The following is a 22555-nucleotide window of genomic DNA, read 5'->3' as shown; positions in this document are numbered from 1 at the left end:
CAGGCGATGCGGGTCGAGGTTTTGGGCGGGCTGGAGCGGCGGCGGCGCTGGTCGCAGGACGACAAGGCACGGATTGTCGAGGAGACGCTGGCACCGGGCGCGAAGGTAACCGAGGTTGCGCGTCGCAACGGAGTAGCGGCCAGCCTGGTGTTTACCTGGCGTCGACAAGCACGGACATCGGAACAAGTTGTACCGTCTTTTACGCCGGTGCAGATCGCCGCCGTAGCGGCCTCCGCTGAGGAAGCTCCGAAGCTTTTGCATACCGTTGACGGCCGAGTTCGCTCGGTGGCAGCCGCGCGTACTGGATTGATAGAGATCGATCTCGGCAACCGACGGTGCATCCGGGTGGATGCGCACGTCGATCCGGAGGCGCTGTCGCGGGTTCTCGATGTGCTTGGACGCCGATGATTGCTATACCGGGGAATGTGCGAGTGTGGCTCGCGACTGGCTACACGGATATGCGCAGAGGCTTTCCGTCGCTGGCCCTCCAAGTGCAGGAGGTGCTACACAAAGACCCGCTCAGCGGTCATCTGTTCGTCTTCCGCGGTCGCCGCAGCGATCTCGTGAAGGCGATCTGGCACGATGGCCAGGGAGCCTGCTTGTTCACAAAAAAACTCGAGAGAGGAAAGTTCATCTGGCCATCGGTTGCAGGTGAATCGGTAACGATCTCGCCGGCGCAGTTAAGCTATCTGCTGTCCGGGATCGATTGGCGCAATCCGCAAGAAACCCAGCGTCCGACGCGGGTCGGATAACCGTTTTGGGTTTGAATCTGCTGCTCGATCTGATTCAATGGCTTCATGATATCGAAGCCGGACGACCTCCCGTCGGATCTCGTCAGTGCCTTGGCAGCGCTGCAAGCCGAGCGTGAGGCGCGGCTGCGAGCCGAGGCGATGGCTGCCAGCGCGCAGGCGGAGCTGTCGGATAACGCGGCGCTGATCGCGCATCTCGAACTGCGGATCGAGAAGCTCAAACGCGAACTGCACGGGCAGCGATCCGAGCGCACGGCGCGGCTGATCGAGCAGCTGGAATTGGAGCTCGAAGAACTCGTCACCACGGCGAGCGAGGATGAGCTTGCCGCGCAGGCCGCAGCGGCGAAGACGCAGAACGTCCGCCCCTTCATGCGCAAGCGGCCGGTTCGCCAGCCATGGCCGGACGACATCGAACACGAGCGCGTCGTCATTGAGGCTCCAACGAGCTGCGCCTGCTGCGGTGGATCTCGGCTGGCGAAGGTCGGAGAGGATGTCACCAAGACGCTGGAGGAGATCCCGCGTCGCTTCAAGGTGATCGAGACGGTGCGCGAGAAGTTCACCTGCCGCGATTGCGAGAAGATCAGCCAGCCGCCGGCACCGTTCCATGCCACGCCGCGCGGCTTCATCGGTCCGCAATTGCTGGCGACGATCCTGTTCGACAAGTTCGGCATGCATATCCCGCTCAATCGTCAGAGTGTGCGCTTCAAGGCCGAGCGGATGGACCTGCCGTTGTCGACACTGGCCGACCAGGTGGGCCACGGAACCTTCGCTGTCATGCCGCTGTTCCAGCTGATTGAGCGTCATGTGCGCGCGGCCGAGCGCCTTCATGGCGACGACACCACCATCCGCATCCTGGCGAAGGGCAAGTGCACGACCGGCCGGATCTGGACCTATGTGCGGGATGACCGGCCGTTCGCCGGGCCTGCGCCGCCGGCGGCGGTCTATTATGCCTCAGGCGACCGACGGGGCGAACATCCCCAGAAGCATCTGGCCGCCTTCGCCGGCATCCTGCAGGCGGATTGCTATGGCGGCTTCGAGCCGTTGTTCGACCCAAAAAGGAAAGCGATGCCGATCACGCCGGCATTTTGCCTGGCCCATGCGCGGCGAGGCTTCTTCGAGCTGGCCGACATCGAGAAAACCGCACGGGAAGGCCGCAAGGGCAAACCGGTCTCCCCGATCGCGCTAGAGGCGGTCAGGCGTCTTGACGCCCTGTTCGAGATCGAGCGCGCCATCAACGGCCGTAGTGCCAACGAGCGGCGCGCCGTGCGCCAGGAGCGGAGCAAGCCGCTGCTCGACGACATGCACGCCTGGCTGCTGCGCGAGCGAGAAACCCTCTCGCGCTCCGCCGAGGTCCTGAAGCCCATGAACTACATGCTCAGGCGCTGGGACGACTTCGCCCGTTTCCTCGACGATGGCAGGATCTGCTTGACCAACAATTGCGCTGAACGTGCATTGAGAGGCATTGCCTTGGGAAGGCGCAACTGGACCTTCGCTGGTAGCCAGCGTGGCGCCGACCGTGCCGCTATCATGCTGACGATGATCACGACCTGTCGCCTCAACGACGTCGATCCCAAGGCCTGGCTCGCCGACGTCTTTGCCCGGATCGCCGATCTTCCCACGTCGCGGCTGCACGAACTGCTGCCCTGGGAATGGAAGCTCCTGCGCCAAGCCGATAAGCCTGCCGGTCAGCAGGCCGCCTGACCTTCACCCAACCGATCATAGAGCTCACTGAGCCCGCGCGCGTACGTCAATCAGGCGGTCCTCGTCGTATGCGTACCGATCAACTCGTTCTCCCGAATCTGGAATACAGGGTGCCATCCTGCCTCGACCAATCACGTCGGATCCATGCGATCCCGATGAAGAAGACCGATCAGGCGCTCGTCGGCTATCTCACTCGTGACGAGCTGCAGGCTCTGTTAGATGCGCCAGACGCGAGCACCGTGTCCGGCATCCGTGATCGAGCCATGCTGCATCTGGCCTTCGCCGCAGGCATGCGCGTGTCGGAGCTGGTCGGCCTTCGGCTCGATCAGATCGACCGCCAGACCATATCCAGCGTGCACATCATGGGTAAGGGCCGTCGTGAACGTGTCTTGCCGCTCTGGAAATAAACGGCTGCAGCTGTGAAGGCTTGGCTCAAAGTGCGCCCAGTCACCGACGTTCCTGAGCTGTTCTTCAACGCCCGTGCTCAGGCGATGACCCGCTCGGGCTTTGAGTACATCCTGACCAAGCATGTCGCCGCCGCCGCTCGCAAGGCGCCGTCGATCGCCGGCAAAGGCGTCAGTCCGCACGTACTGCGCCATACCTGCGCCATGCATACGCTTCAGGCGACTCGCGACGTCCGGAAAGTCTCGCTATGGCTCGGACACGCCAGCCTGCAAAGCACCGAGGTCTACCTTCGCGCCGATCCGACAGAGAAGCTCGAAGCGCTCGCCGCCATGTCGCCGCCGATGCTGACGCCCGGTCGATTCCGGGCGCCCGACAAGCTCCTGGCCATGCTGAATGTGGCCGGACGCAAGCCGAATTATGCGGAGTGAAATAGGCGAGAAGACCGCGGCGGGAACCAACTTCCCGCCGCACACTCCGCATAATCGTGGGCTCCGCATAATTCCGGAAGTCTACAGGTCGGGTCGCAACATAAATCATGAGGCCAGCCGGAGCCGTCAGCATGAACGTGTCCGGCGTAATGCCACAAACACATCACTCAGCACGGCAAGCCTAGGTGTTCCGCGCACCTCCACCCGTTCCCCCAGGACACAATCGTAACAGCGGCAGCCTCCGGCGATCCGGAGGGCGCGGCAGTCCCCGGCAGCGACGTCTCCGACACTAAAGGCACGAATGATAGTGTATCCACCGAAGCTGGCAGCACCAGTTGACCTGAACGCGCCCGGCGTCGCCAGTCATGCACCTGCTGCGGCCGGCAGCCATGGCGGCGTGCGATATCTGTCACAACCGCACCTGGCTCGAGGCTCTCCGCCACAATCTGTGCCTTCAAATCATCCGGCCACTGCTTCCGGCCTGCACCAGCATACACTTCAATACGCTGCGTCACCGGTCGTCTTATGTCGTCCGAATGGTCGTCCATTATGGGCACCCTTGCCGAAGATGACTCTTCTAACGGTGCTCCGAAGGCTGCGCACAGACAATCTAAAGGGCCTCGGCGCTACGCTTACGGTCAACGGCACTGCATTGGCAGAAATTTAGATTCCTGAGATCCTGCACCGCTAGCCCTCGCTCGAAAGATCCAGACCGAGGCAGCTGAGGCAAAGTTACTGCTGGAGTAGGCGGAGAACAGATCGGCCCAGTCATCGTACCGCTGGAATTGATGGAGGTACCCGAAAGGCGCTGGCTTTGCTCAATCAGACGCTCGTGGGTCGTCCAGAACGTCGTCTGTTCGACCCATTCCTTGACTGTCGGGCGTAGTTCGTCATTGCTCTGGCCTTCGCTGGGAAGCTGGCAGGCGGACCGCCGCCTCTAAAGCGGAAGAGGCGCTCTCCGACGGGGTCGGTGAAATCAAGTGCTCATCCCACGCATCCGCTGCGACCGTCGGCGCAGCATCTCGACGATTGTCAATAAGGCGATGGAGAACAGGACCAGCACGGCGGCCGCGGCAGTGATAGTCGGACTGATCTGCTCGCGGATGCCGGAAACCATAACCTTCGGCAACGTGCGTTGCTCGCCGCTAGTGACGAAAAGCGCAATCACCACCTCGTCGAAGGAGCTGATGAAGGCGAAAAGCGCTCCGGAGATCATGCCTGGTAGAATAAGCGGCAGAATGACCTTGAAGAATACGGTAATCGGCGGCGCGCCCAGCCCAGCGGCTGCGCGTGTAAGCGAGTGGTCGAATCCCATCAGAGTCGCGGTCACCGCAATGACGACGAAGGGCGTTGCAAGCGTGGTGTGCGCTAGAATCAGCCCGGTATAGCTGTTGAGCAGTCCAACATTGGCATAGAAGAAATATACAGCCTCAGCGGTAATTACTATTGGGACGATCATCGGTGAGATCAATAGGCTCATCACCAGAGTGCGCCATGGGAAGTTCGGGCGACTCAACCCGAGCGCGGCTAGCGTCCCGAGTGCAGTCGACAGCAGCGTGACCAACACGGCGACGAAGATAGAGTTGTGCAGCGCGCCCTGCCAACGATCTGTTAGGAAGAACTCCTCGTACCACCGCAGCGACAGCCCTGGCATTGGGTAGGTGAAAAACGGCACAGAATTGAATGATAGCGGGAGAATGGCAAGGATCGGCGCGATGAGAAACAGCAGCACCGCCGCGCAGATCAGCCGGTGCAGATAGTACCAGCCCTTCTCTATTGGAGAGGCATAGGCGGAAGCGGCCATCGCACTCATCCCATCTTGAGCCGGTCAAAGCCAACCAGCTTGTTGTAAGCATAGTAAAGCAGCAGAGTCGCAGTGAGCAGGATGACACCAAGGGCCGAGGCCATACCCCAGTTGAGATCCTCGTTCGTATAGTGGGCCACGAAGGAGCTGACCATCTGGTCGGCCGGGCCCCCGACAAGCGCAGGGGTAATGTAATAGCCCAGGCATAGCATGAAGGTCAGAAGGCAGCCGGCAGCGATCCCTGGTAATGTTTGGGGAAAATAGACCTTCCAGAACGCGTAGAATGGACCGGCGCCGAGCGAGCGGGCGGCGCGGACATGGCTCGGCGGAATCGTCTTTAGCACGCTGTAAATCGGCAGCAATGTGAATGGCAACTGGATATGGGTCATCGCTACCACTGTGCCGATTCGGTTAAATATGAGCTCCGCGGGCTGCGATATGATATGCAGCCCCATCAGCAGGTCATTTACAAGACCGTGCTCCTGTAGGAGCACGACCCACGCCGTGGTGCGTACCAGAAGCGACGTCCAGAACGGCAGAATAACCATGATCATCAGCAGATTGCCAGTCTTCGCCGGTAATGTCGCCAAGAGATAAGCCACCGGAAAGCCTAGCAGCAGGGTCAAAGCGGTCACGCCGATGCTAATACCAAGTGTGCGCAGGAAGACGTCGCGAAAGATCGCGTTTTCCGGCGGGGAGGCGACGATCTGGCCCTCGGGCCCATACTGGTAATCAAGCGAACGCAGCAGGTAGTAAGCCGTGTAGGCTGAGTGGCCGCGCTTAAGCAAGCTCCATACGCCGCGCTGCCCCCAGAGCGGGCTATTTTCGATTAACACGGCCTTGTAGGGGCCGTTGGAAAGTGTGCTCGCCTTACGGGCGCTCGAGCGAACCTGGCCGCCGGCGCCGGGGAGCTCATAGTTAATCCGGTTGGCGACCACGCCTGCAGTCTTCTGCGTCCAGGCCTGCTGGAGATCTTCGGCCAGAGCGGCATAGACGCTCTCATCAGGCAGGTCCTTGCCGTCCCAAGTGCTGAGCGCTGCCGTTGTTCGCGGCATGAGTGTAAGCAGCGTATCGTCATAGATCGCGTTGAGCATCATCCGGCCGATCGGCACGACGAAGGTGGTCAGGATGAACAGCAGGAGCGGCAGGACAAGAGCGAATGCCGTCAGCTTGCGCCGGCGCTCGACCCGCCGCAGCTTGACCGGCAACGGTATGCCGCCGGCAACGCCGGCGATTTGGACGGCCATCGTCGCCATCGACTCCTCTCCCACTCTTCTCAATGTCGCAGATCGTCCGTGCAAGGCGAGGAGAACGGAAGTTCTCCTCGCCTTGGGTTGCGCTCACTTTGCAAGCCAGGCGTTAAAGCGCTGGCGCAACTCATCGCCCTTTTCCATCCAGAAGAGGTAGTCCACGTTCAGAGCAATGGCCTCATGCTCGGGCGTATTCGGAAGACTGGACCGCACAGCCGCATCGACAAGCGCCATCGCATCCTTGTTGCTGGGCCCATATGGGATGTAGTGCGTCAGGTCGGCTTGCGGTTGGGGGGAGCCACCGAAGGCGAGGAACTTGTAGGCGTCGTCCAGATGCGGACTGCCCTTGGGAATCGTCCAGTACGCCCAGCCCGCCGGCGCAGCGTCCCACATCATCTCGAAATGCTTGCCTGAGTCTTTGATAGCATTGTAGATGCGGCCGTGATAGGCTGAAGTCATGATAACCTGCCCATCAGCCAACAGCTGGGGCGGCTGGGCGCTCGCCGTCCACCAGACGACCTCCTTCTTGATCGTATCGAGCTTCTTGAACGCGCGCTCGACGCCCTCGGGGGTGTTGAGGACCTTATAGACGTCCTTTACGGGCACACCGTCGGCGATCAGCGCCCATTCGAGATTGATCTGGGGATTCTTTGCAAGCCCGCGCTTGCCGGGAAATTTTTTAGTGTCGAACAAGTCAGCGATTGTCTTCGGACCATCCGACAGCTTGTCCTTGTCGTAGGCCACAATCGTGGAATTGACTTGAAACGGCACACCACAATCAAATTTGGCAGGGTCACCGAATTTGGCCCGGTCGAGGCCCACCTTCTTCCAGTCGATCGTCTCGAGAAGACCCTGGGCGCACAAATTCCAGGCGAACGTTCCCGCCGTGTCGATCACGTCCCAGCTCACGGTCTTGGACTCGACCATGGCACGGACCTTGGCGACCTCGCCGCTGTATTCGTCCTCGGTGATCTTGATCCCGGTTGCGTTTGTGAATGGATCAAAATAGGCCTTGCGCAAAGCTTTTTGATAGTCCCCCCCCCATGAGACTATCGTCAGCGGATCGCCCGCAAAGGCAAGTTTCGCTGGCGCAAGCGTACCCGCGGCTAAGCCGATTATGGCCAAAGCACCAGGCATCATCAATCTCTTCATCATTGTCTGCTTCCCTCCTGCTATGCGATCTTTAGGAATAGGTTCGCGCCGAAACCCGGCCACTGCCTTCACCGCGGAGCTTCGGGTCATCGTCATGACGCGTCGAGCGCGCGACAATCCTCCGTTCTCCAGCCGATAGTGATCGGCGCGCCAGGCTCGAGCTGCACCACGCCTTCCGAATTCGGCAACTTGATCACAAAGTCACTATCCCCGCAGAATGAAACCCGGGTGCGCACGTGGTCGCCCAGATAGATCAGCTCGGCAACTCGCGCGACGAAGACATTAGGCAGAGATCCCGGCGCAGGGTTCAGTTTCACCCGCTCCGGCCGCAATGACAGTACGGTCGGCTGACCGACCGCCTCCACATTGACCGCCAGTGCACGCACGCTGCCCGCGCCTGGAACTTCCACCTCGCAAATCGCGCCATTCATCGCAACGACCTTGCCGTGTACTTGGTTGTTCTCGCCGATGAACTGGGCGACGAAGGCGTTCTGCGGTCGCTCGTACAGTTCGATAGGTGCGGCGACCTGCTGGATGACGCCGTCGTTGAACACCGCTATGCGGTCCGACATAGTTAGCGCTTCGCTTTGGTCATGCGTCACATAAACCAGGGTGACGCCGAGATCCTCGTGGATGTGCTTGATCTCAAGCTGCATCTGCTCGCGTAACTGCTTATCCAGGGCGCCGAGCGGCTCGTCCATTAGCACGAGCTTGGGATCGAAGACGAGGGCGCGGGCTAGCGCGACGCGCTGCTGCTGCCCGCCGGAAAGCTGACTTGGCCGACGCTTGCGGTGAGCGGCGAGCCGAACCATGTCGAGCGCCCGCTTAATTCTGGCCTCAGCCTCAACCTTGCTGAGATTGCGGACCTTGAGTGGGAACGCGAGGTTCTCCTCCACGGTCATGTGCGGAAAAAGCGCGTAGTTCTGGAACACCATACCAATGTCGCGCTTGTGCGGGGGCATCTTATCGATCGAGCGCCCGCCCAGAAGAATCTGCCCCTGGGTGGGCATCTCGAAGCCGGCGAGCATCATGAGAGTTGTCGTCTTGCCGGATCCGGAGGGCCCCAGCATTGTCAAGAACTCACCCCGCGCGATATCCAGGTTGAGATTTTTAACGACCAACGTTTCGCCATCGTAGGTCTTCTGAATGTCAGCAAACCTCACGAATGCATTGCTCGCGTCCGGCATCGCCCCCCTCCCGAGTCCCGGCGCTTGGCCTGGCGACGCGCCGCCGTCGGCTACCAGACCACAATGTTCTTTCTTCACGGATTGCCTGACCTGCGCCTGCGGCCGCACGGATAGGCTCTCCGTGAGGAGGCTACGAATAACCAATTGGCATATCCCTTCTCCGACCGCGGTTCACGTTGCGGCCTTAAAAGACAAGAGCTCGTCTTTCACGAAAAATGTACCGGCTGCCAGCGACGAATTTCACTGATTTGGCCACTCGGCGAGGCGAAATTCAGCGCAACCTCGACAGATCGGGGGGATTCGCTTTCATGCGCAACATGAGTTGCCTTGCAAGCGGGCGACCCTACAGCCGGTATCTCACACTCACTTTCACCCGACGTTTATGCCGCCCCCAAACGATGCTCTTCCGGCTCCTGGATACAGTTCGTCCACGAGTTCTTGCGAACACACATCGTCATCGACTTGGAGGATACCTTAGCTTGGTGAACCGTTGCGGGATTTCTTCCTCGGACGAGCGTCAAGGTAATCGTATTTGACTTGGCTCAGGCGCGAGCTTTGGTATCTATGGCCATTGTTGTACCGAGATCAACCGTACTGATGTCCTTTGTACCCTCTCCCATCCTTTCCTTTGGTTTCATCTTGCCGCTCTGTGCTTGCAATGATTGGTGCGCTTATCCCGACTCAGGTTGGTGGAAATTTGCGAAACATCAAGTGAACCACCTTTGCTGTGGCGACAGATATAGCTGGTGTTATGATCAGGCGCTCGCACCCAGATCGATAGTGATGCATTCGCCATTTATTCCGGAAGCACAGGGGCTAGCAAGAAAGCCAATAACTGCCGCGACCTCATGGACCTCGACGAAACGATCGCCGGGCTGTGACGAGCGGAATAGCGCGATGACCTCATCGGCGCTCTTACCTAGGATTGCCGCCTGGGCTTGTAGTTGACCACGCATTATCCCAGTATCCATCCAGCCCGGCGCGACGGCATTGACAGTAAGGCCATGGACGCCGCCCTCCCGCGCGGCAACACGGACCAGACCGAGAACGCCATGTTTTGCGGCCGTGTATGCAACTTTCTTGGGTGCGCCCCTGTAACTTGATACTGATGCCGTGACCACGACTCGACCACCAGCGGATCTGGTCAAAGCTGGCCACGCCGCCTTCAGCGCGTGAAACGGTCCGTCCAGCATCACGGCATTGAGACGCTCCCATTCGACCTCTGGAAACTGGTCGAGCGGTGCGATGACCTGGTCGCCAGCATTCAACACGAGGATATCGAGGCGCCCAGCGGTCTCGAGTACATGGGTGACCATTTCCCTATTTCCGCTCGCAGTCGAAAGATCCGCGTGGAAGACACCCTCGCCAACGATGTCTACACCATGCACGTCCGCTCCCCGTTCAGATAGTTCAGCCACAACGGCCCTCCCCAGCCCTCCTGCCGCGCCAGTTACGAGCGCGACTCGGCCCTTGAGTGACCATCCAAGGGCGTGGGATCGCTGTTCGTAGCCGTTCTCACCTTTAGGAGATTCGCGACCTGTGGTGCTAGTCATGACCATTACCCCTCTTGCGGTGTTTGTTGCGAATAGTGAGTATCAACTCCGGCGCAGGCTGCCATGCTCAATGGCACCAGGCTGCTTGCGATGGCCCCCTCACGGGGCCGCTGTGGTGCAGTCGCAAAAACTCCAGCCGGCGTTCAAGGACACCGAGCAGATCCAGTGCGCGCTTCGTGTGGTTGACATGAACACTCGCCTGGAAGTCAAATTGGCGGCCGTCTGCGCACCGGTAATGCCGGTATAAAGCACCAAGATAGGATTCTAGTTCGTCGTAAGTGAGATCGAAAGGCGACCCGGCTTGCCGACGCCGTTCTATCTCGCGCTCGCGGACACCCTTATAGCGCGCCGGCAGTCTTTCGATACGCATCGGGTTGTAGGCCAAACCCTCCGACAGCGCTGCCGCGAGCGGTACCTCCGCTATATCGCCACGGCCGTCCCTAGCACGCGAATGAAGAGCGAGCACGATGGACATCGCGCCCAATACGGCACCGTAGACTGACGCGAGCGGCAATGCAGTGTAGGACGCTTTCACGCCCATCAAAATGCGATTCAGCCCCGCGTCGATAAATCCTCCGACCGCGGCGGCGATAATCGCTTCCCAAGCAGGAATGTCGCGAGCTCCAGCATCACTGCTGGCGAAGCCTGGCAACGACAGGTAGACTAGCCGCGGGAGGGCCGCAGACAACTCGCTTGCGCCAAGTCCGAAGCGATCCATGACGCCAGGTCGGAAGTTCTCGATGACGACGTCGGCTGTCGCGACGAGCCGGCGAGCGATCTCAATGTCTCCGGGTATATTGAGATCGAGGGCGATGCTCAGCTTGTTCCGGTTCAGAATGTTGGTCCCCGGGTGATCCCACGACGGACCACCAGGTGGATCTACCTGGACAACATCGGCACCTAGATCCGCCAGGATCATCGCCGCCAATGGGTCTGCGATGTACTGACCGAAATCGATAACACGTACCCCAGCGAGCGGCGCGGCCTCGGATGGTTCGCGGCCGAGCCGGCCGACGGCCGTGTCCTTGCTCTTTGCACCCAACTTAGCCATTCGGTTTCCTAGCCGCCCCTAACGGGTTGTCGACGAGAAGGCATTGAGCACGCTTCATCTTGACTGCAGCAACGAGGGCCGAGGTCTCGAGATCAAGGAATAGATGTCGCGGGCTCCAGCGCTCCCTCTCGGAGCTCAAGCTCACGCACGTGCGCGTGCATAGCCTATCCGCCTGCCTGTGACCTCGATGGCCGAATGAGCGATTTGCTTAGGCGCTCGGCACATCGCTCGCCTCGCCGCTCAGGTCCTGTCACCGTTTGGGTCCATTCCGATCTTGCGTTTGCCGACGGCGATGAACTGACATAGTGCACTCGTTCTCAGCGCATCCGGATGCTTGCGCCGGCCCCCTCCGGACGGGGCAGCTGGGCGTGCCGTCGCGCCAAGTCCAGCAAACGCTCGCGCACGCGGCCCTTCACTGGCCCGCCACGCTTGGTCACGGCGTCCACATGAATCAGCATCTGCTCGACGGTTGCAGCCGGCTTCTCGTCGCCCTCGCGCCGGATTACATAGAAGAGATGCAACCGCTTGTCGTCGACGCCGAGAACCTGCGTGAGCACCTCGGCCCGATCACCGGCGTGCAGTTCCCCGAGATGGCACATATGCGTCTCGACCGTGTAGTAGCTGCCACTTTTGGCTCGATAGTCAGCATCGTGACCGATATGTCTAAACAGCTTGCCGAGCGCGAAGCCAGACAGCTGGAGGTAGCTCCTTTCCGTGACGTGGCCGTTATAGTCGAGCCAACGAGCCGACACCTCCAGGATCGGCAATCGGAGCGGCCCGGACTCATTGATGGGCTCGGGAGCAAGTTTGCGGAGCTCCTGCTCCCAATTCGCAAGGGTCTCGCCGGGTCCGTAGCCCTGTGAACTTAATGCTTGCAGCAGCGCGACGAGCAAGTCATCTCGCATTTGTTCGGTGGGCAGCGGCAGAGGATCAGCCTTGACCTGTGCATCCGCCTGCTCGGCCACCTTGTCCAAAAAGTCCGAATCCATATCCGGCTTTTCGGTGAGCCTCGACCACGGCCACTTGAATGCCCATTGAGCTATGGACTGACGCATGCCGGGTCCGCCATTGGCCATCCGGTAGGAGCCCATCACCGCGCGGCGCAGCGCCCAAGAATAGCGGACCGCATCATCGATCTCCTGCAAGGTCGCGACGTCGTCATGTACCATCCACAGCGCCTCACGGGAGATTGCGTCCTGCAGCCGGTTGGCGATAAACCCGTCGATCTCTTTGCGCACCACAAGCGGGTGCATCCCGATGGCGCGATAGATAGCCGCCGCCCGCTCCACCGCCTCGGACACCGTGCGCTCCCCGGCGCACAATTCAACTAATGGAAGCAGGTAGACGGGCTGGAACGGATGCGCGACGAGGAAGAATTCCGGCTGCTCCATCTCAGCTTGCAACAACGACGGCCGAAAACCCGAGGTCGAGGAGCAGATCAGGGCGCCGTGCGGCGCCGCGCGGGCGGCTTCTGCGAGCAGATGCTGCTTCAACTCCAGGCGCTCCGGTGCGGACTCCTGCACGAGGTCTACGCCGCGCACGGCTTCCGCCACTGACTCGACCACCGTCAGCGCTCCTTCTGGCGGCAGCCAGACCGGCGTCAGCTGTCGATAGGCTCGTCGAGCGCTGTCGATTACCTTTTGCACATGTTCAACTGCATTAGGGGCCGGATCGTAGATCCGCACCTTGATTCCGTTGAGGATGAAGCGCGCCGCCCATCCCCCGCCAATCACACCGCCCCCGAGAAGCCCGACAGCGCGCGGTCGCTTATCCGCAGGATTCGATCTCTCAAGCACCACTATTAACTCCTCAGGTTTGGAATTCGAGAAGTGGACACCGGGCCACATCAGGGACGAGCTTCGCCTCGAAGAATTTGTACCGAGCCCAATGATGTCTGTTCGAGCGATATCTCTCTCCTAGCGCAGTAATTCTGCGCCTACACCGCAACCCGTGAAGGTTTGTCTTGTCAAGGATTGGCCGTGAACCGAGCGAAGTCACAACGAACTAGAAGTCACAACGAACTATAAGGATGCACGCGCATAGCCGAGATAGATCGAGCGGCCGCATGGCTGGCGTGCTGCAGCGAACGGCCGTCAGTGGCAAGCACGCGCTGCATCATTCCGCTAGATCATTTAGATCATCAAACCAATCAGCATCTGGCTCCCGTGCGCATCGACCTGCACACCTCATCTGATTAGGTTGAAGATAGAAACGCCGCTCCGACCATCTACATTGCGCGCACATTATCGATGCGTTTTGGCAAGCTTGTCGGGAGCATATTGAGGGCGACGCACTCTTCGCGGAAACCAATAGACATAGCAACACACTTGGACGAAGCCGCACCTAGCCCCGATCAGCTCGCCTCGTTGTATTCGCCGAGCGAAGAGCGAGAACATGGGAGATCTCACAATTTCGTTCTAGAGCGCTACCCCGAGGCATATCATTTGGACGGATTCGTCACCACGCCTATGAGCAACGATTTGCGGACGCTCGCTTTCATACGGCTAAGAAATAAGGAATCATCGCTGCTCTCGCGCAGACAACACCCTCAACAGAGAGGCATCGCGGTCTGCTTCGAGTTCTGCAACTGAACGACCGTTCGCTTCAGCAATGACACCGCGCACCAGTCGATCACAGACGTCCGGCGTAAGCCGCGGCGTGCCGAGAGCCGACCATCGCCGTTCCTGACTGGGCCCAAGATGCTTTATGTAATGTTCTATACCACCCGGTCCACCGCCGAGATGATAAGCCATATGTGCACCGACCACAGACCAGCGCAGTCCCGGCCCATGCACGAGCGCTGCATCGACTGCCGCGACATCGGCCACTTCTTCTGCAATAATATTGACAGCTTCACGCCAAAGGGCCGACGCTAACCGGTTTGCGATGTGACCGACCACATCGCGTGAGAGGACGACCGGTTCGCGACCCAGGTTCTTAAAGAATGAAACAGCCGCCCTTCGTACATCTTCATCAGCCGCATAGATCTCCACGAGCGGCATGATGTGCGGTGGATTGAACGGATGTGCAGTGATAAAGCGACGATTGTGCTTTAACCCAGTCGCGAGCTGGGACCACGTCAAGGACGACGTGCTGCTCGCAATGACCGTGTCAAAGCTGGCCGCTGCTTCTACGCGCTCATAAAGCTCCAGTTTGACTGGCACCAATTCAGGGGCGTTCTCCTGGACCCAGAAAGCGCTCGCAACCGCGGCTTCGGGAGTGTCTACAAGCCGGAACGATCCTCTTTTCAAACGAGCTATTTCCGGGAGGCGAACTTGGTCGCGAGATCGGGCAATCTGGTCTTGTATAGCCGATAGCGATTTCGGCGCCGGATCCCAACCGATGACATCATAGCCGTAGGCAGTAAAGAGAGCCGCCCAACTCTGCCCGATGAGCCCACAGCCCAGAACCGCGACTGTATGTTTACGATCAGTCATGATCAGGCGCAAATCTCCTCTTTAACCATTGGCAACCAGCAACCAGCACAAGCATAGTGGGGCAATTGCTCGAAAGCGGCAGCTCCCTTCCGGCAATCCTTTTTAGCCCATACACCTCTCGGCCGGCCTTCAGGCACTCCAGTCATGCGAAATCGCATCACGCGCACGCTCGCAACTATTTAGAACGCTATATAGGCGAAAGCGGCGGCGCAAAGTTGCCAAGCAGTCGCCAATTTGCCGGAATCCGCCGCGGTTCGTTAAGGTTGCGCAGGATACAACCGCAGGCGGGGGCTCCTGCGAACTCCCGGCAAGAGAGCGTCCACAGTACCAGCTTGCGGGGAACGCAGCCCTGATCCCTCAGCGGCACGGCTATCAAACTCTCCGCGCGATTAGCGTGCGGCTGCCCGGCGCCGTGATCCAGAGAGTTCTCGCTGTCACTTTGGGGCTGGCCGCCGAGAGATAGCTCTGTATAGCTCGCATTGAAGTCGACCGGGTGACTCGGTCCGGCGCGCGCCTTCGAAGGTGGCCCGATTGCGAGCTCTTGCGTCCTCGTGGCGGAGGCCCGCCTTCGCGAGCTCGCCGAACCCGAGATCCATGTTGCCCTTCGGGCATACATGCATTCCAAGGAAGACTGTCATTCGGCCTGCAATATTGCCCCCTAAGGCGGGGGATCGGCGTCCAAAATTGACCCCCTTTTGCTAGGTCTGTTGCGCTGCCTGCTTTGGAATGAAGCAGGTGGTTGGGGATGCTGGTCGTAGAGACGATTGCGCGGATTCGGCGCGAGCACTTCATCAAGGGCAAGACGATCAAGGAGATTGCCCGCGACCTGAAGGTGTCGCGGAACACGGTCCGGAAGGTGCTGAGGTCCGGAAAGACCTCTTTCGAGTACGAGCGGCAGGTGCAGCCACGACCAAAGCTGGGGCGATGGGCATCGGAGCTCGACGGGCTGCTGGCGGCGAACGCGGGTAAATCGGCGCGTGAGCAACTGACCTTGATCCGGATCTTCGAAGAGCTACGCGGCCGTGGTTATGACGGCGGTTACGATGCCGCGCGGCGTCACGCCAGGCGGTGGAGCAAAGAACGCGGGCAATCGACAGCATCAGCCTATGTCCCACTGAGCTTTGCGCCAGGCGAAGCCTACCAGTTCGACTGGAGCCACGAGGTGGTCTTGCTGAGCGGCACCACGGTGATGGTGAAGGCCGCCCATGTCCGGCTCTGTCACAGCCGCATGCTGTTCGTGCGGGGCTATCCGCCGGAGACGCAGGAGATGGTATTCGACGCCCACGACCGGGCGTTCGCTCTGTTTAAGGGCACCTGCAGCCGCGGCATCTACGACAACATGAAGACGGCGGTCGAGACCATCTTTGTCGGCAAGGACCGTCGCTATAATCGCCGCTTCCTGCAAATGTGCAGCCACTATCCGGTCGATCCGGTCGCCTGCACGCCAGCGTCGGGCTGGGAGAAGGGGCAGGTCGAGAACCAGGTCGGGCTGGTCAGGGAACGCTTCTTCACGCCGCGGCTGCGGTTCAAAAACCTGGACGAGTTAAACGCCTGGCTGCTCGACAAATGCATCGCCTACGCCAAGGCTCATCGCCATCCGGAGCTGATCGATCAGACGATCTGGGACGTGTTCGAAGCCGAACGCCCCAAACTCGTTCCCTATGCCGGCCGCTTCGACGGCTTCCAGGCGGTGACGGCATCGACCTCGAAGACCTGCCTGGTGCGCTTCGACAACAACAAGTACTCGGTCGCAGCCAGCGCAGTCGGACGACCGGTCGAGGTTCAAGCCTATGCCGATCGCATCGTGATCCGTCAGGATGGACGCATCGTTGCCGAGCACCCGCGATCCTTTGGCCGCGGCGCTACCGTCTACGACCCCTGGCATTATGTGCCGGTGCTAGTCCGCAAACCCGGCGCCTTGCGCAACGGTGCTCCCTTCAAAGACTGGGTGCTGCCGGCGGCGATCGAGGGGATCCGGCGCAAGCTTGCCAGCACCGACGATGGCAATCGGCAGATGGTCGACATCCTCAACGCGGTGCTGACCGACGGTCTGCCCGCGGTGGAAGCAGCCTGTACCGAAGCGCTCAGTCACAGCGTCCATTTCGCCGATGTCGTGCTCAATATCCTGGCCCGTCAACGTGACCCCGCCCTCCGCGTGGCGACAGAGAAGCGCTCCTGCATCAGCGTGAATCGAGCTAGTAAGAAGTATTCTCATATATCAGCCCCAGCCGGCGCCTCACCGCGAAATTGTAGGGGAGCACCAATTTAGACCATAATCGTGTCACGGCCGAAGCCTACGACTAATCGGCCTACGAATGCTCTGTCAACCGACTCCTTTGAACAAGTGCTGTTGCTCCTCAGTTCGGCCGGCAGGTCGTCGGGAGCTGAATTGGGCGACCGATTGCCTGCTCAACTAGATCGAACGTATCGAGGAGGACGCGCATATCGACGAGCCGACCGGCTTCGAATTGAGCGAACTGCGCCACGCGCAATGCAATTGGTTTGTCGGACGTCCGCGCCATCAGGCAACACCGAAGCATGGACGCAGCGGAATCGACCCTGAGTATTGTCCTCTCGCGATCAAAACTTCGGATCTGAATTCTTTCGGAAAGGCGACCAATCACATCGAGCACGGCTTGCCTGCCATGCCGCGCGCCCAGAAACGGAAACATGTTTGATTGGTCCGTAGAGTGCCCAGCTAGCCTTTTCGGCGATGAGGGCTCAATCACACTAAGATGCGTCATTGACCGCGCGGTGTAATGCGCGCGAAAAGCGCCAGAAGCAATGCTCTGTCATTCGTGTTCCTTCTAAAGTCCGCGTCGAAGAGAGAGTACTGTTGGGGCCGCGAGTTCTGGGTACTCCAAGTCGTCGCGCCACCCTCATTGCTTGGGGACTCGAGAATCAAACAACGCGTTTCCTCTTCCGCAGAGGCAACGAACTAACGGGGCTCATCGGCAGGAAACGTGCTGTTGCTGGATTCGTCATTCGTTGGCCGACTTTGGACTCTTCATCGGGCGCCTACGAAGAAATAGAATCTTACGTTGTAGCGAAGACGAAAGTCAGTGAGTTCCTGGGGACACACGCCTAGATTAGGTTCAATTCGCTCCCAAGACGCAGAAGTTCATCGCGATTGGTCGAGCACGGATTGGCGGACGCCATCGCTGGCGAGCGCGCAAGTGAGGATCGTCGATGGCAGCGATCAACTGTCGACTGCAAACGGATTTTCGATGGATTTGCCGCAAATGTCTGATCGCGGCGGATTATCGCAAACCTAGTCTGAGTGGTGTCAACCTGCCGATCGTGCAACCACGTTGACGACAGCTGACGTTTTCAGCTCAGCCCGTGGTGGCCCGGAGATTTGCGCTGAGCCTTCGACTCGACCGCCACCATGTAGCGTAGATGGCCAGCAGCCAGAGCAGCGGCAGAAGTACAAGCAATGACGCCACTGCAGCGATCGTCGGATCGATCTCATGGCGCATATTCTCCCACATCTTCAACGGCAGTGTGCGGACCGAAAGCCCGCTGACTAGCGATGACACGACAACTTCGTCGAATGAGTGAATAAACGCGAAGAGAGCCCCTCCAATTATGCCAGACCGGATTAGCGGCAATGTTATCCTCGCGAAGGTCCGCAGGGCCCGGCTCGCATACTTTTCGCAGCCTTTTCCAGCCGTGGGTCGAAATTTGAAAGGGTCGCCAAGACGATTACGACGACATAACCGATTGCGCCGATGCTGTGCGCCACGACTATGCCGGTCTTCGAGCCGATCAATCCTAGGTTCAGCAGCCCAAGATAGGCCGCAATGGCGACGACGATACTCGGCAAGGTGATCGGCGTCAGGATTAGCATTGTCACGAAACTGCGCAGCCGCGGAAAAGTGCGATTGAGGCCAAAAGCCGCGAGCGTACCGACGAATGTCGACAGAAGAGCGACAGCGATCCCGATCTCGATGCTAGTCCAGGTAGCGGCGGTCCAGGAGGGATGATCAAAGAAGGAACGATACCACTTTAACGAAAAGTCCGAGGGTGGAAACTTCAGAAGCGTGTCGGCGCTAAAAGACATAATGATGACTACAAGGCTAGGAAAGAGCAAGTAGAACATGACAAGTGCGACGAACGCCGTGCCGATGATTGACCACAAGTGGCTACTGCTCCGGGGCTGGTAGAGCTTGGCCGCCCAACGCTTGGCGCGAAACGGAGCGGTTATCTCATTGAAATAGCGAGTCAGCGCGCCGAATAAACGCGAGAAACTATACCAAGACTGCCATGAATGTCGCGCCGCATCGCGCTGCGTTCCTGAGAGATCGAGTCCGAACAGGGACAGCACGACCGCCGCGATGCCCAGAAGGATGAAGGCCGACGCCGCGGTTCGCGCCATGTTGAACGAGCTCGAGACCTGCGCCGCGATGAACGTCGATAACATAGCGTCGCGCAAGCCCCCGAGGGACGCCGGCGTGATGTAGAAACCAAGGCACAGCACGAACACCAGCAGTGAGCCGCTGCGTACGCCCGGCAGGCTCAGCGGGAAAAATACGCGCCAAAAGGCGGCGAATGGGCGGGCACCCATACTTCGGGCCGCGGGCAACAGCGACTTGTCAATACCCAGCATGACGCTGGCCAGCGGTAGGACCATTACTGGCAGCATAATGTGCACCATGCCAACATACACGGCAAGGCGATTGTAAATGAGAGGTAGAGGGCTAGAGATTAGCCGGAGATCGAGCAGCAGATTGTTGATAAGGCCGCGATCGCCGAGAATAACGATCCATGCATAGGTGCGGACCAATAAGCTCGTCAGATAGGGAATTATGACGAGCGCGGTGAGCGTTAAGCGAACGCGCTTTGGAGCGGCCGCAATCAGATAAGCCGTCGGATAGCCAATGACGAGGCAGAATGTCGTGGCCACCACGCTGACTTCTATCGTCTGGAAGAGCACGCGAAGGTTGGCGGTGTGGCCGACAAACGCTTGATAGTTGGCCAATGACAAAGCCGGCGCATTTACGCTTTTCAAGAAGAGCAGAGCGATCGGCATGCCAAAAACAACAAGTAGAATGCCTAATGCCGGCACAGTGAGGGCGATGGGGATTTGACCCAATTTCCGAATCGTCTTCATCTGCAATGCTCTCCCAGCGCCTCACGTTGCTACGAAGCGGACATCGGACCTCAGCCAATCGAGCCGCACAGCCTCGCCGGCTCGAAAGGTGTGCTGCCCTGATGAGACATGTTCCCGCACCACAAGGACGCTGCTCCCGACGCTCACCTTGTATTTACGTAGCGGGCCAGCATAGATCATGTTGATGACAGTACCCGTGACGGACTGGCGATAGTCCTTATCGGCCACTTTTTTGTCTGCGCTGGTGATGCAGATGCGCTCTGGTCGGATCATAGGCACGGTTCCCGGAGACTGGCGTTCATCGGCTTCGATCCTGAAACAAGGATTTTCTAGAATGTTGGCCTCGCCCATGAAGTTTGCCACAAAGCGCGTCGCTGGCCAGTCATAGAGCGTCTCCGGCGTATCAGTTTGCTCGACACGCCCTTCGCGCATGACAACGATGCGATCTGAGAGCGTGAGTGCCTCCTCCTGATCGTGAGTCACGCAAACTGTGGTAATGCCGAACTCCTGATGCAAGCTCTTGATCTCACCTTGCATTTGCTCACGCAGATTACGGTCGAGTGCGCTGAGCGGCTCGTCCAACAGGAGGAGTGGCGGATCGGCAATCAGCGCCCGAGCAAGCGCCACGCGTTGCTGCTGCCCGCCGCTGAGTTGCGATGGGACGCGTGTGTCGAACTCACGTAAGTGCACACGTTCAAGGATGCTGTTGACCCGCTTTGTCCTCTCAGCGGCCTTCATACCGCGCATCTCGAGGGGAAATTCTAGATTCCGGCGCACCGTAAGATGCGGAAACAGCGCGTAGCTCTGGAACACTATGCCTTGGTCGCGGTGATAAGATGGCACCGCGGCAACAGACTTTCCGCCAATCAGGATGTCTCCGTGATCAGGCATGTCGAAACCCGCGAGCAGCATCAGAGTTGTCGTTTTGCCAGAGCCGCTCGGACCGAGCATGGTCAGGAATTCGCCGCGACGAATGGCCAATGACAGGTCTCTGACCGCAGTCACCTGCCCGTACATCTTTGTTACGTTGCAGAATTCAATCTGTGCGGCATCCGAGCTCTTTTCCAACGCTGCCTTTTCTTCGAGCGAAATGGGACTTCTGATAGGCGGGATCATCACGAATGCTCCAAACAACCCTGATTGGCTAGTCGACTCTAGAGCTGCACGTTCTTCTGAGGGAGCCCGCCTAGGGGCTACCCTGAAGAGCCGGCGTGCCGTTTCACTTGGCGGCAATCAGCGTGAAGCCAAACAAGTCATTCCATCCGCTCGAACACGCATGATGCCACCACGAAATCTCAGATCAAAACGGTAGCCGGCCGGCGAGGAAGCCCCTGGGCGAGTCACTCGCAGCCGATAGATCTCTAATTTAGAGTAGGATCCAATCGTTCCAGCGCTCGCGGAGCCGCTCGGCATTGGATACACCATCCGGACCAGTCTGACCGTACCACTGCATGTTGACCCGAATGCTCTGCGCCATGTAGTCGGGATGGCTGGCCAGTCTACGACCCACTTTCTCCGGTATAAGCTTGTAGGCATTAAGATTGGTCGGACCGTACGGAATAAGCTGGGCGAAGGCCGCCTGGCGGTCGGCGCGGGTCGCGAATTCGATAAACTTCTGCGCATTCTGTACATTCGGGCTACCCTTTGGGATGGCCCAGTAGTCCCAGCTCAATTTGCTCTGATTTCGGTTGATCTCAAGCGGCGCGCCCTGGTCGATCAACAGCCCAGCCCGCCCGTCATAAGAATTCATGACGTCGGCCACCTTGTCGTGCATGATCTGCTGGATCTCCGATCCAACGGTCCACCACTTGCGAACGTGTGGCTTAATTCTGTTCAGGCTGGCGAAAATGCGATCGATATTCATCGGATAGAGGGCGTCCGGAGCCACGCCATCCGCCAGCAGCGCTTCCTCCCAGGGACCCTCAGTCCCCAATTGGCCAGAGTGAAGTACGCGTACACCAGGAAATTTGTTGACCTCCCAAAACTCGGTCCACGAGGTCGGCCGCGGTGTTTGGGCTGAGAACTTTTCGGTGTTGTAGACCATGACATAGGAATAGATCAGCGCAGGCACGCTGCAGGGTTTCTTGGCGAAATCTACTATCCCGGCCAGCTCCTCGCTTTTATAGATCGAGTAGTCGATCTCCTCAAGGTAACCTTTCGCTGCCGCAGTGAAAGCGGTGCCTAGATTTGCTCCAACTACGTCCACCGAAACGTTCTTGGTCGTCACCATCAGCTCGATCTGTGCCAAGCTGGTCTGGTCGGTAATGGGCGTAACTTTAATTCCGGTCTCGGCTTGGAAAGGTTTGACATAAGCTTCGATATTCGCTTTTCCCCAATCACCTCCTCCAACTACAATTCGCAGCTCCTCCGGCGATCGCGCCAGCGCGTGGCCCGTGACTGAATCCAGCACACCCGAAAGTACTGCGGAGGAACTCCCCTGAAGTAAGCGTCTGCGGCTGACCAAATGGCTCACTCGCTGCCCTCCCAAGTATTCGATACTCACCGTTCGGCCAAATGGTAGCATCATCTAGAGCTGGAATTTCCCTCACGTAAGGATTGCAACAGCGGAATACTGCGCATCACCCGTATAGTACGAAGTCTTTCGTCCGCCAAATAAGGGAGGGTGAGAGTGTCGCATGCTCCAGTAAAACGCAGACCAAACACGCACTGCGGCTGACTATGGTTGGAGGCCGTGTTAAGCTTTTACCGCTGACTTTCGGGTCAG

Annotated in this window: 16 protein-coding genes and 3 pseudogenes; 6 read left to right on the top strand and 13 right to left on the bottom strand. The window is 59.1% G+C overall.

The genetic code is table 11. The annotated features are described in order from the left end of the window. The first annotated feature begins 6 nt into the window (after positions 1 to 6). The 5 genes from tnpA (at position 7) to ABIA40_RS01515 (ending at position 3283) form a co-directional block, all read left to right on the top strand. On the top strand, positions 7 to 408 hold the full coding sequence (gene tnpA, locus ABIA40_RS01535) for an IS66-like element accessory protein TnpA (protein WP_404538496.1): 402 nt from the start codon (positions 7 to 9) through the stop codon (positions 406 to 408). Beyond that, a complete protein-coding gene (gene tnpB / locus ABIA40_RS01530; protein ID WP_212400135.1) occupies positions 405 to 752 on the top strand; it encodes an IS66 family insertion sequence element accessory protein TnpB in 348 nt (115 codons plus the stop codon). Before tnpA ends, tnpB begins: the two co-directional genes overlap by 4 nt. Positions 753 to 797: 45 nt before the next feature. Continuing rightward, entirely contained in the window at positions 798 to 2450 is a 1653-nt protein-coding gene (gene tnpC, locus ABIA40_RS01525; RefSeq protein WP_404538493.1) for an IS66 family transposase, read from the top strand. A 155-nt stretch (positions 2451 to 2605) separates the two neighbouring features. Continuing rightward, entirely contained in the window at positions 2606 to 2857 is a 252-nt protein-coding gene (locus ABIA40_RS01520; RefSeq protein ID WP_404538490.1) for a tyrosine-type recombinase/integrase, read from the top strand. A 12-nt stretch (positions 2858 to 2869) separates the two neighbouring features. Then, a complete protein-coding gene (locus ABIA40_RS01515; protein ID WP_404538487.1) occupies positions 2870 to 3283 on the top strand; it encodes a tyrosine-type recombinase/integrase in 414 nt (137 codons plus the stop codon). A 167-nt stretch (positions 3284 to 3450) separates the two neighbouring features. Here ABIA40_RS01515 and ABIA40_RS01510 read toward each other — a convergent pair whose 3' ends face one another. From ABIA40_RS01510 to ABIA40_RS01470, 9 genes and pseudogenes are all read right to left on the bottom strand, one after another. Further along, entirely contained in the window at positions 3451 to 3831 is a 381-nt protein-coding gene (locus ABIA40_RS01510) for a transposase (RefSeq protein ID WP_404538484.1), read from the bottom strand. Between the two features lie 428 nt (positions 3832 to 4259). Continuing rightward, positions 4260 to 5087, bottom strand: coding sequence for an ABC transporter permease (locus ABIA40_RS01505; RefSeq protein WP_404538481.1), 828 nt, complete (start codon positions 5085 to 5087; stop codon positions 4260 to 4262). 5 nt (positions 5088 to 5092) lie between these two features. Continuing rightward, positions 5093 to 6343, bottom strand: coding sequence for an ABC transporter permease (locus tag ABIA40_RS01500; RefSeq protein ID WP_404538478.1), 1251 nt, complete (start codon positions 6341 to 6343; stop codon positions 5093 to 5095). Positions 6344 to 6427: 84 nt separating this feature from the next. Continuing rightward, positions 6428 to 7492 (bottom strand): ABC transporter substrate-binding protein, encoded by a 1065-nt coding sequence (locus tag ABIA40_RS01495; protein ID WP_404538475.1) that lies wholly within the window; start codon positions 7490 to 7492, stop codon positions 6428 to 6430. Between the two features lie 89 nt (positions 7493 to 7581). After that, positions 7582 to 8676, bottom strand: a complete 1095-nt coding sequence (locus ABIA40_RS01490; protein WP_404538472.1) for an ABC transporter ATP-binding protein — start codon at positions 8674 to 8676, stop codon at positions 7582 to 7584. Between the two features lie 755 nt (positions 8677 to 9431). After that, positions 9432 to 10229, bottom strand: a complete 798-nt coding sequence (locus tag ABIA40_RS01485; RefSeq protein ID WP_404538471.1) for an SDR family NAD(P)-dependent oxidoreductase — start codon at positions 10227 to 10229, stop codon at positions 9432 to 9434. Between the two features lie 277 nt (positions 10230 to 10506). Next, a pseudogene (locus ABIA40_RS01480) lies at positions 10507 to 11148 on the bottom strand (CoA transferase); the annotation flags it as partial. A 449-nt stretch (positions 11149 to 11597) separates the two neighbouring features. Next, positions 11598 to 13079, bottom strand: coding sequence for a 3-hydroxyacyl-CoA dehydrogenase NAD-binding domain-containing protein (locus tag ABIA40_RS01475; RefSeq protein WP_404538468.1), 1482 nt, complete (start codon positions 13077 to 13079; stop codon positions 11598 to 11600). A gap of 720 nt (positions 13080 to 13799) precedes the next feature. Then, complete coding sequence (locus ABIA40_RS01470; protein WP_404538465.1) at positions 13800 to 14717, bottom strand: 3-hydroxyacyl-CoA dehydrogenase NAD-binding domain-containing protein; 918 nt, start codon at positions 14715 to 14717, stop codon at positions 13800 to 13802. Positions 14718 to 15462: 745 nt separating this feature from the next. Here ABIA40_RS01470 and istA point away from each other — a divergent pair. Beyond that, positions 15463 to 16875 (top strand): annotated as a pseudogene (istA, locus tag ABIA40_RS01465) (IS21 family transposase); the annotation flags it as partial. A 199-nt stretch (positions 16876 to 17074) separates the two neighbouring features. Here istA and ABIA40_RS01460 read toward each other — a convergent pair. The 4 genes and pseudogenes from ABIA40_RS01460 to ABIA40_RS01445 all read right to left on the bottom strand — a co-directional run bounded on the left by ABIA40_RS01460 (position 17075) and on the right by ABIA40_RS01445 (position 22303). After that, positions 17075 to 17513 (bottom strand): annotated as a pseudogene (locus ABIA40_RS01460) (nuclear transport factor 2 family protein). Between the two features lie 817 nt (positions 17514 to 18330). Continuing rightward, entirely contained in the window at positions 18331 to 19830 is a 1500-nt protein-coding gene (locus ABIA40_RS01455; RefSeq protein ID WP_404538462.1) for an ABC transporter permease subunit, read from the bottom strand. Between the two features lie 21 nt (positions 19831 to 19851). After that, on the bottom strand, positions 19852 to 20946 hold the full coding sequence (locus ABIA40_RS01450; protein WP_404538459.1) for an ABC transporter ATP-binding protein: 1095 nt from the start codon (positions 20944 to 20946) through the stop codon (positions 19852 to 19854). A 250-nt stretch (positions 20947 to 21196) separates the two neighbouring features. Beyond that, positions 21197 to 22303, bottom strand: a complete 1107-nt coding sequence (locus ABIA40_RS01445) for an ABC transporter substrate-binding protein (protein ID WP_404538456.1) — start codon at positions 22301 to 22303, stop codon at positions 21197 to 21199. Between the last annotated feature and the right edge of the window lie 252 nt (positions 22304 to 22555).

Source organism: Bradyrhizobium sp. USDA 223, assembly GCF_044909005.1.
Lineage (GTDB): Bacteria > Pseudomonadota > Alphaproteobacteria > Rhizobiales > Xanthobacteraceae > Bradyrhizobium > Bradyrhizobium yuanmingense.
Note: the sequence above shows the minus strand (reverse complement) of the source record. Positions and strands in the feature narration are given on the sequence as shown.

Coding starts and splice junctions, on each gene's coding strand:
- tnpA (WP_404538496.1), top strand. CDS start 7: ATGCGGGTCGAGGTTTTGGGCGGGCTGGAGCGGCGGCGGCGCTGGTCG.
- tnpB (WP_212400135.1), top strand. CDS start 405: ATGATTGCTATACCGGGGAATGTGCGAGTGTGGCTCGCGACTGGCTAC.
- tnpC (WP_404538493.1), top strand. CDS start 798: ATGATATCGAAGCCGGACGACCTCCCGTCGGATCTCGTCAGTGCCTTG.
- ABIA40_RS01520 (WP_404538490.1), top strand. CDS start 2,606: ATGAAGAAGACCGATCAGGCGCTCGTCGGCTATCTCACTCGTGACGAG.
- ABIA40_RS01510 (WP_404538484.1), bottom strand. CDS start 3,831: ATGGACGACCATTCGGACGACATAAGACGACCGGTGACGCAGCGTATT.
- ABIA40_RS01505 (WP_404538481.1), bottom strand. CDS start 5,087: ATGGCCGCTTCCGCCTATGCCTCTCCAATAGAGAAGGGCTGGTACTAT.
- ABIA40_RS01500 (WP_404538478.1), bottom strand. CDS start 6,343: ATGGCGACGATGGCCGTCCAAATCGCCGGCGTTGCCGGCGGCATACCG.
- ABIA40_RS01495 (WP_404538475.1), bottom strand. CDS start 7,492: ATGATGAAGAGATTGATGATGCCTGGTGCTTTGGCCATAATCGGCTTA.
- ABIA40_RS01490 (WP_404538472.1), bottom strand. CDS start 8,676: ATGCCGGACGCGAGCAATGCATTCGTGAGGTTTGCTGACATTCAGAAG.
- ABIA40_RS01485 (WP_404538471.1), bottom strand. CDS start 10,229: ATGACTAGCACCACAGGTCGCGAATCTCCTAAAGGTGAGAACGGCTAC.
- ABIA40_RS01470 (WP_404538465.1), bottom strand. CDS start 14,717: ATGACTGATCGTAAACATACAGTCGCGGTTCTGGGCTGTGGGCTCATC.
- ABIA40_RS01455 (WP_404538462.1), bottom strand. CDS start 19,830: ATGAAGACGATTCGGAAATTGGGTCAAATCCCCATCGCCCTCACTGTG.
- ABIA40_RS01450 (WP_404538459.1), bottom strand. CDS start 20,946: ATGATCCCGCCTATCAGAAGTCCCATTTCGCTCGAAGAAAAGGCAGCG.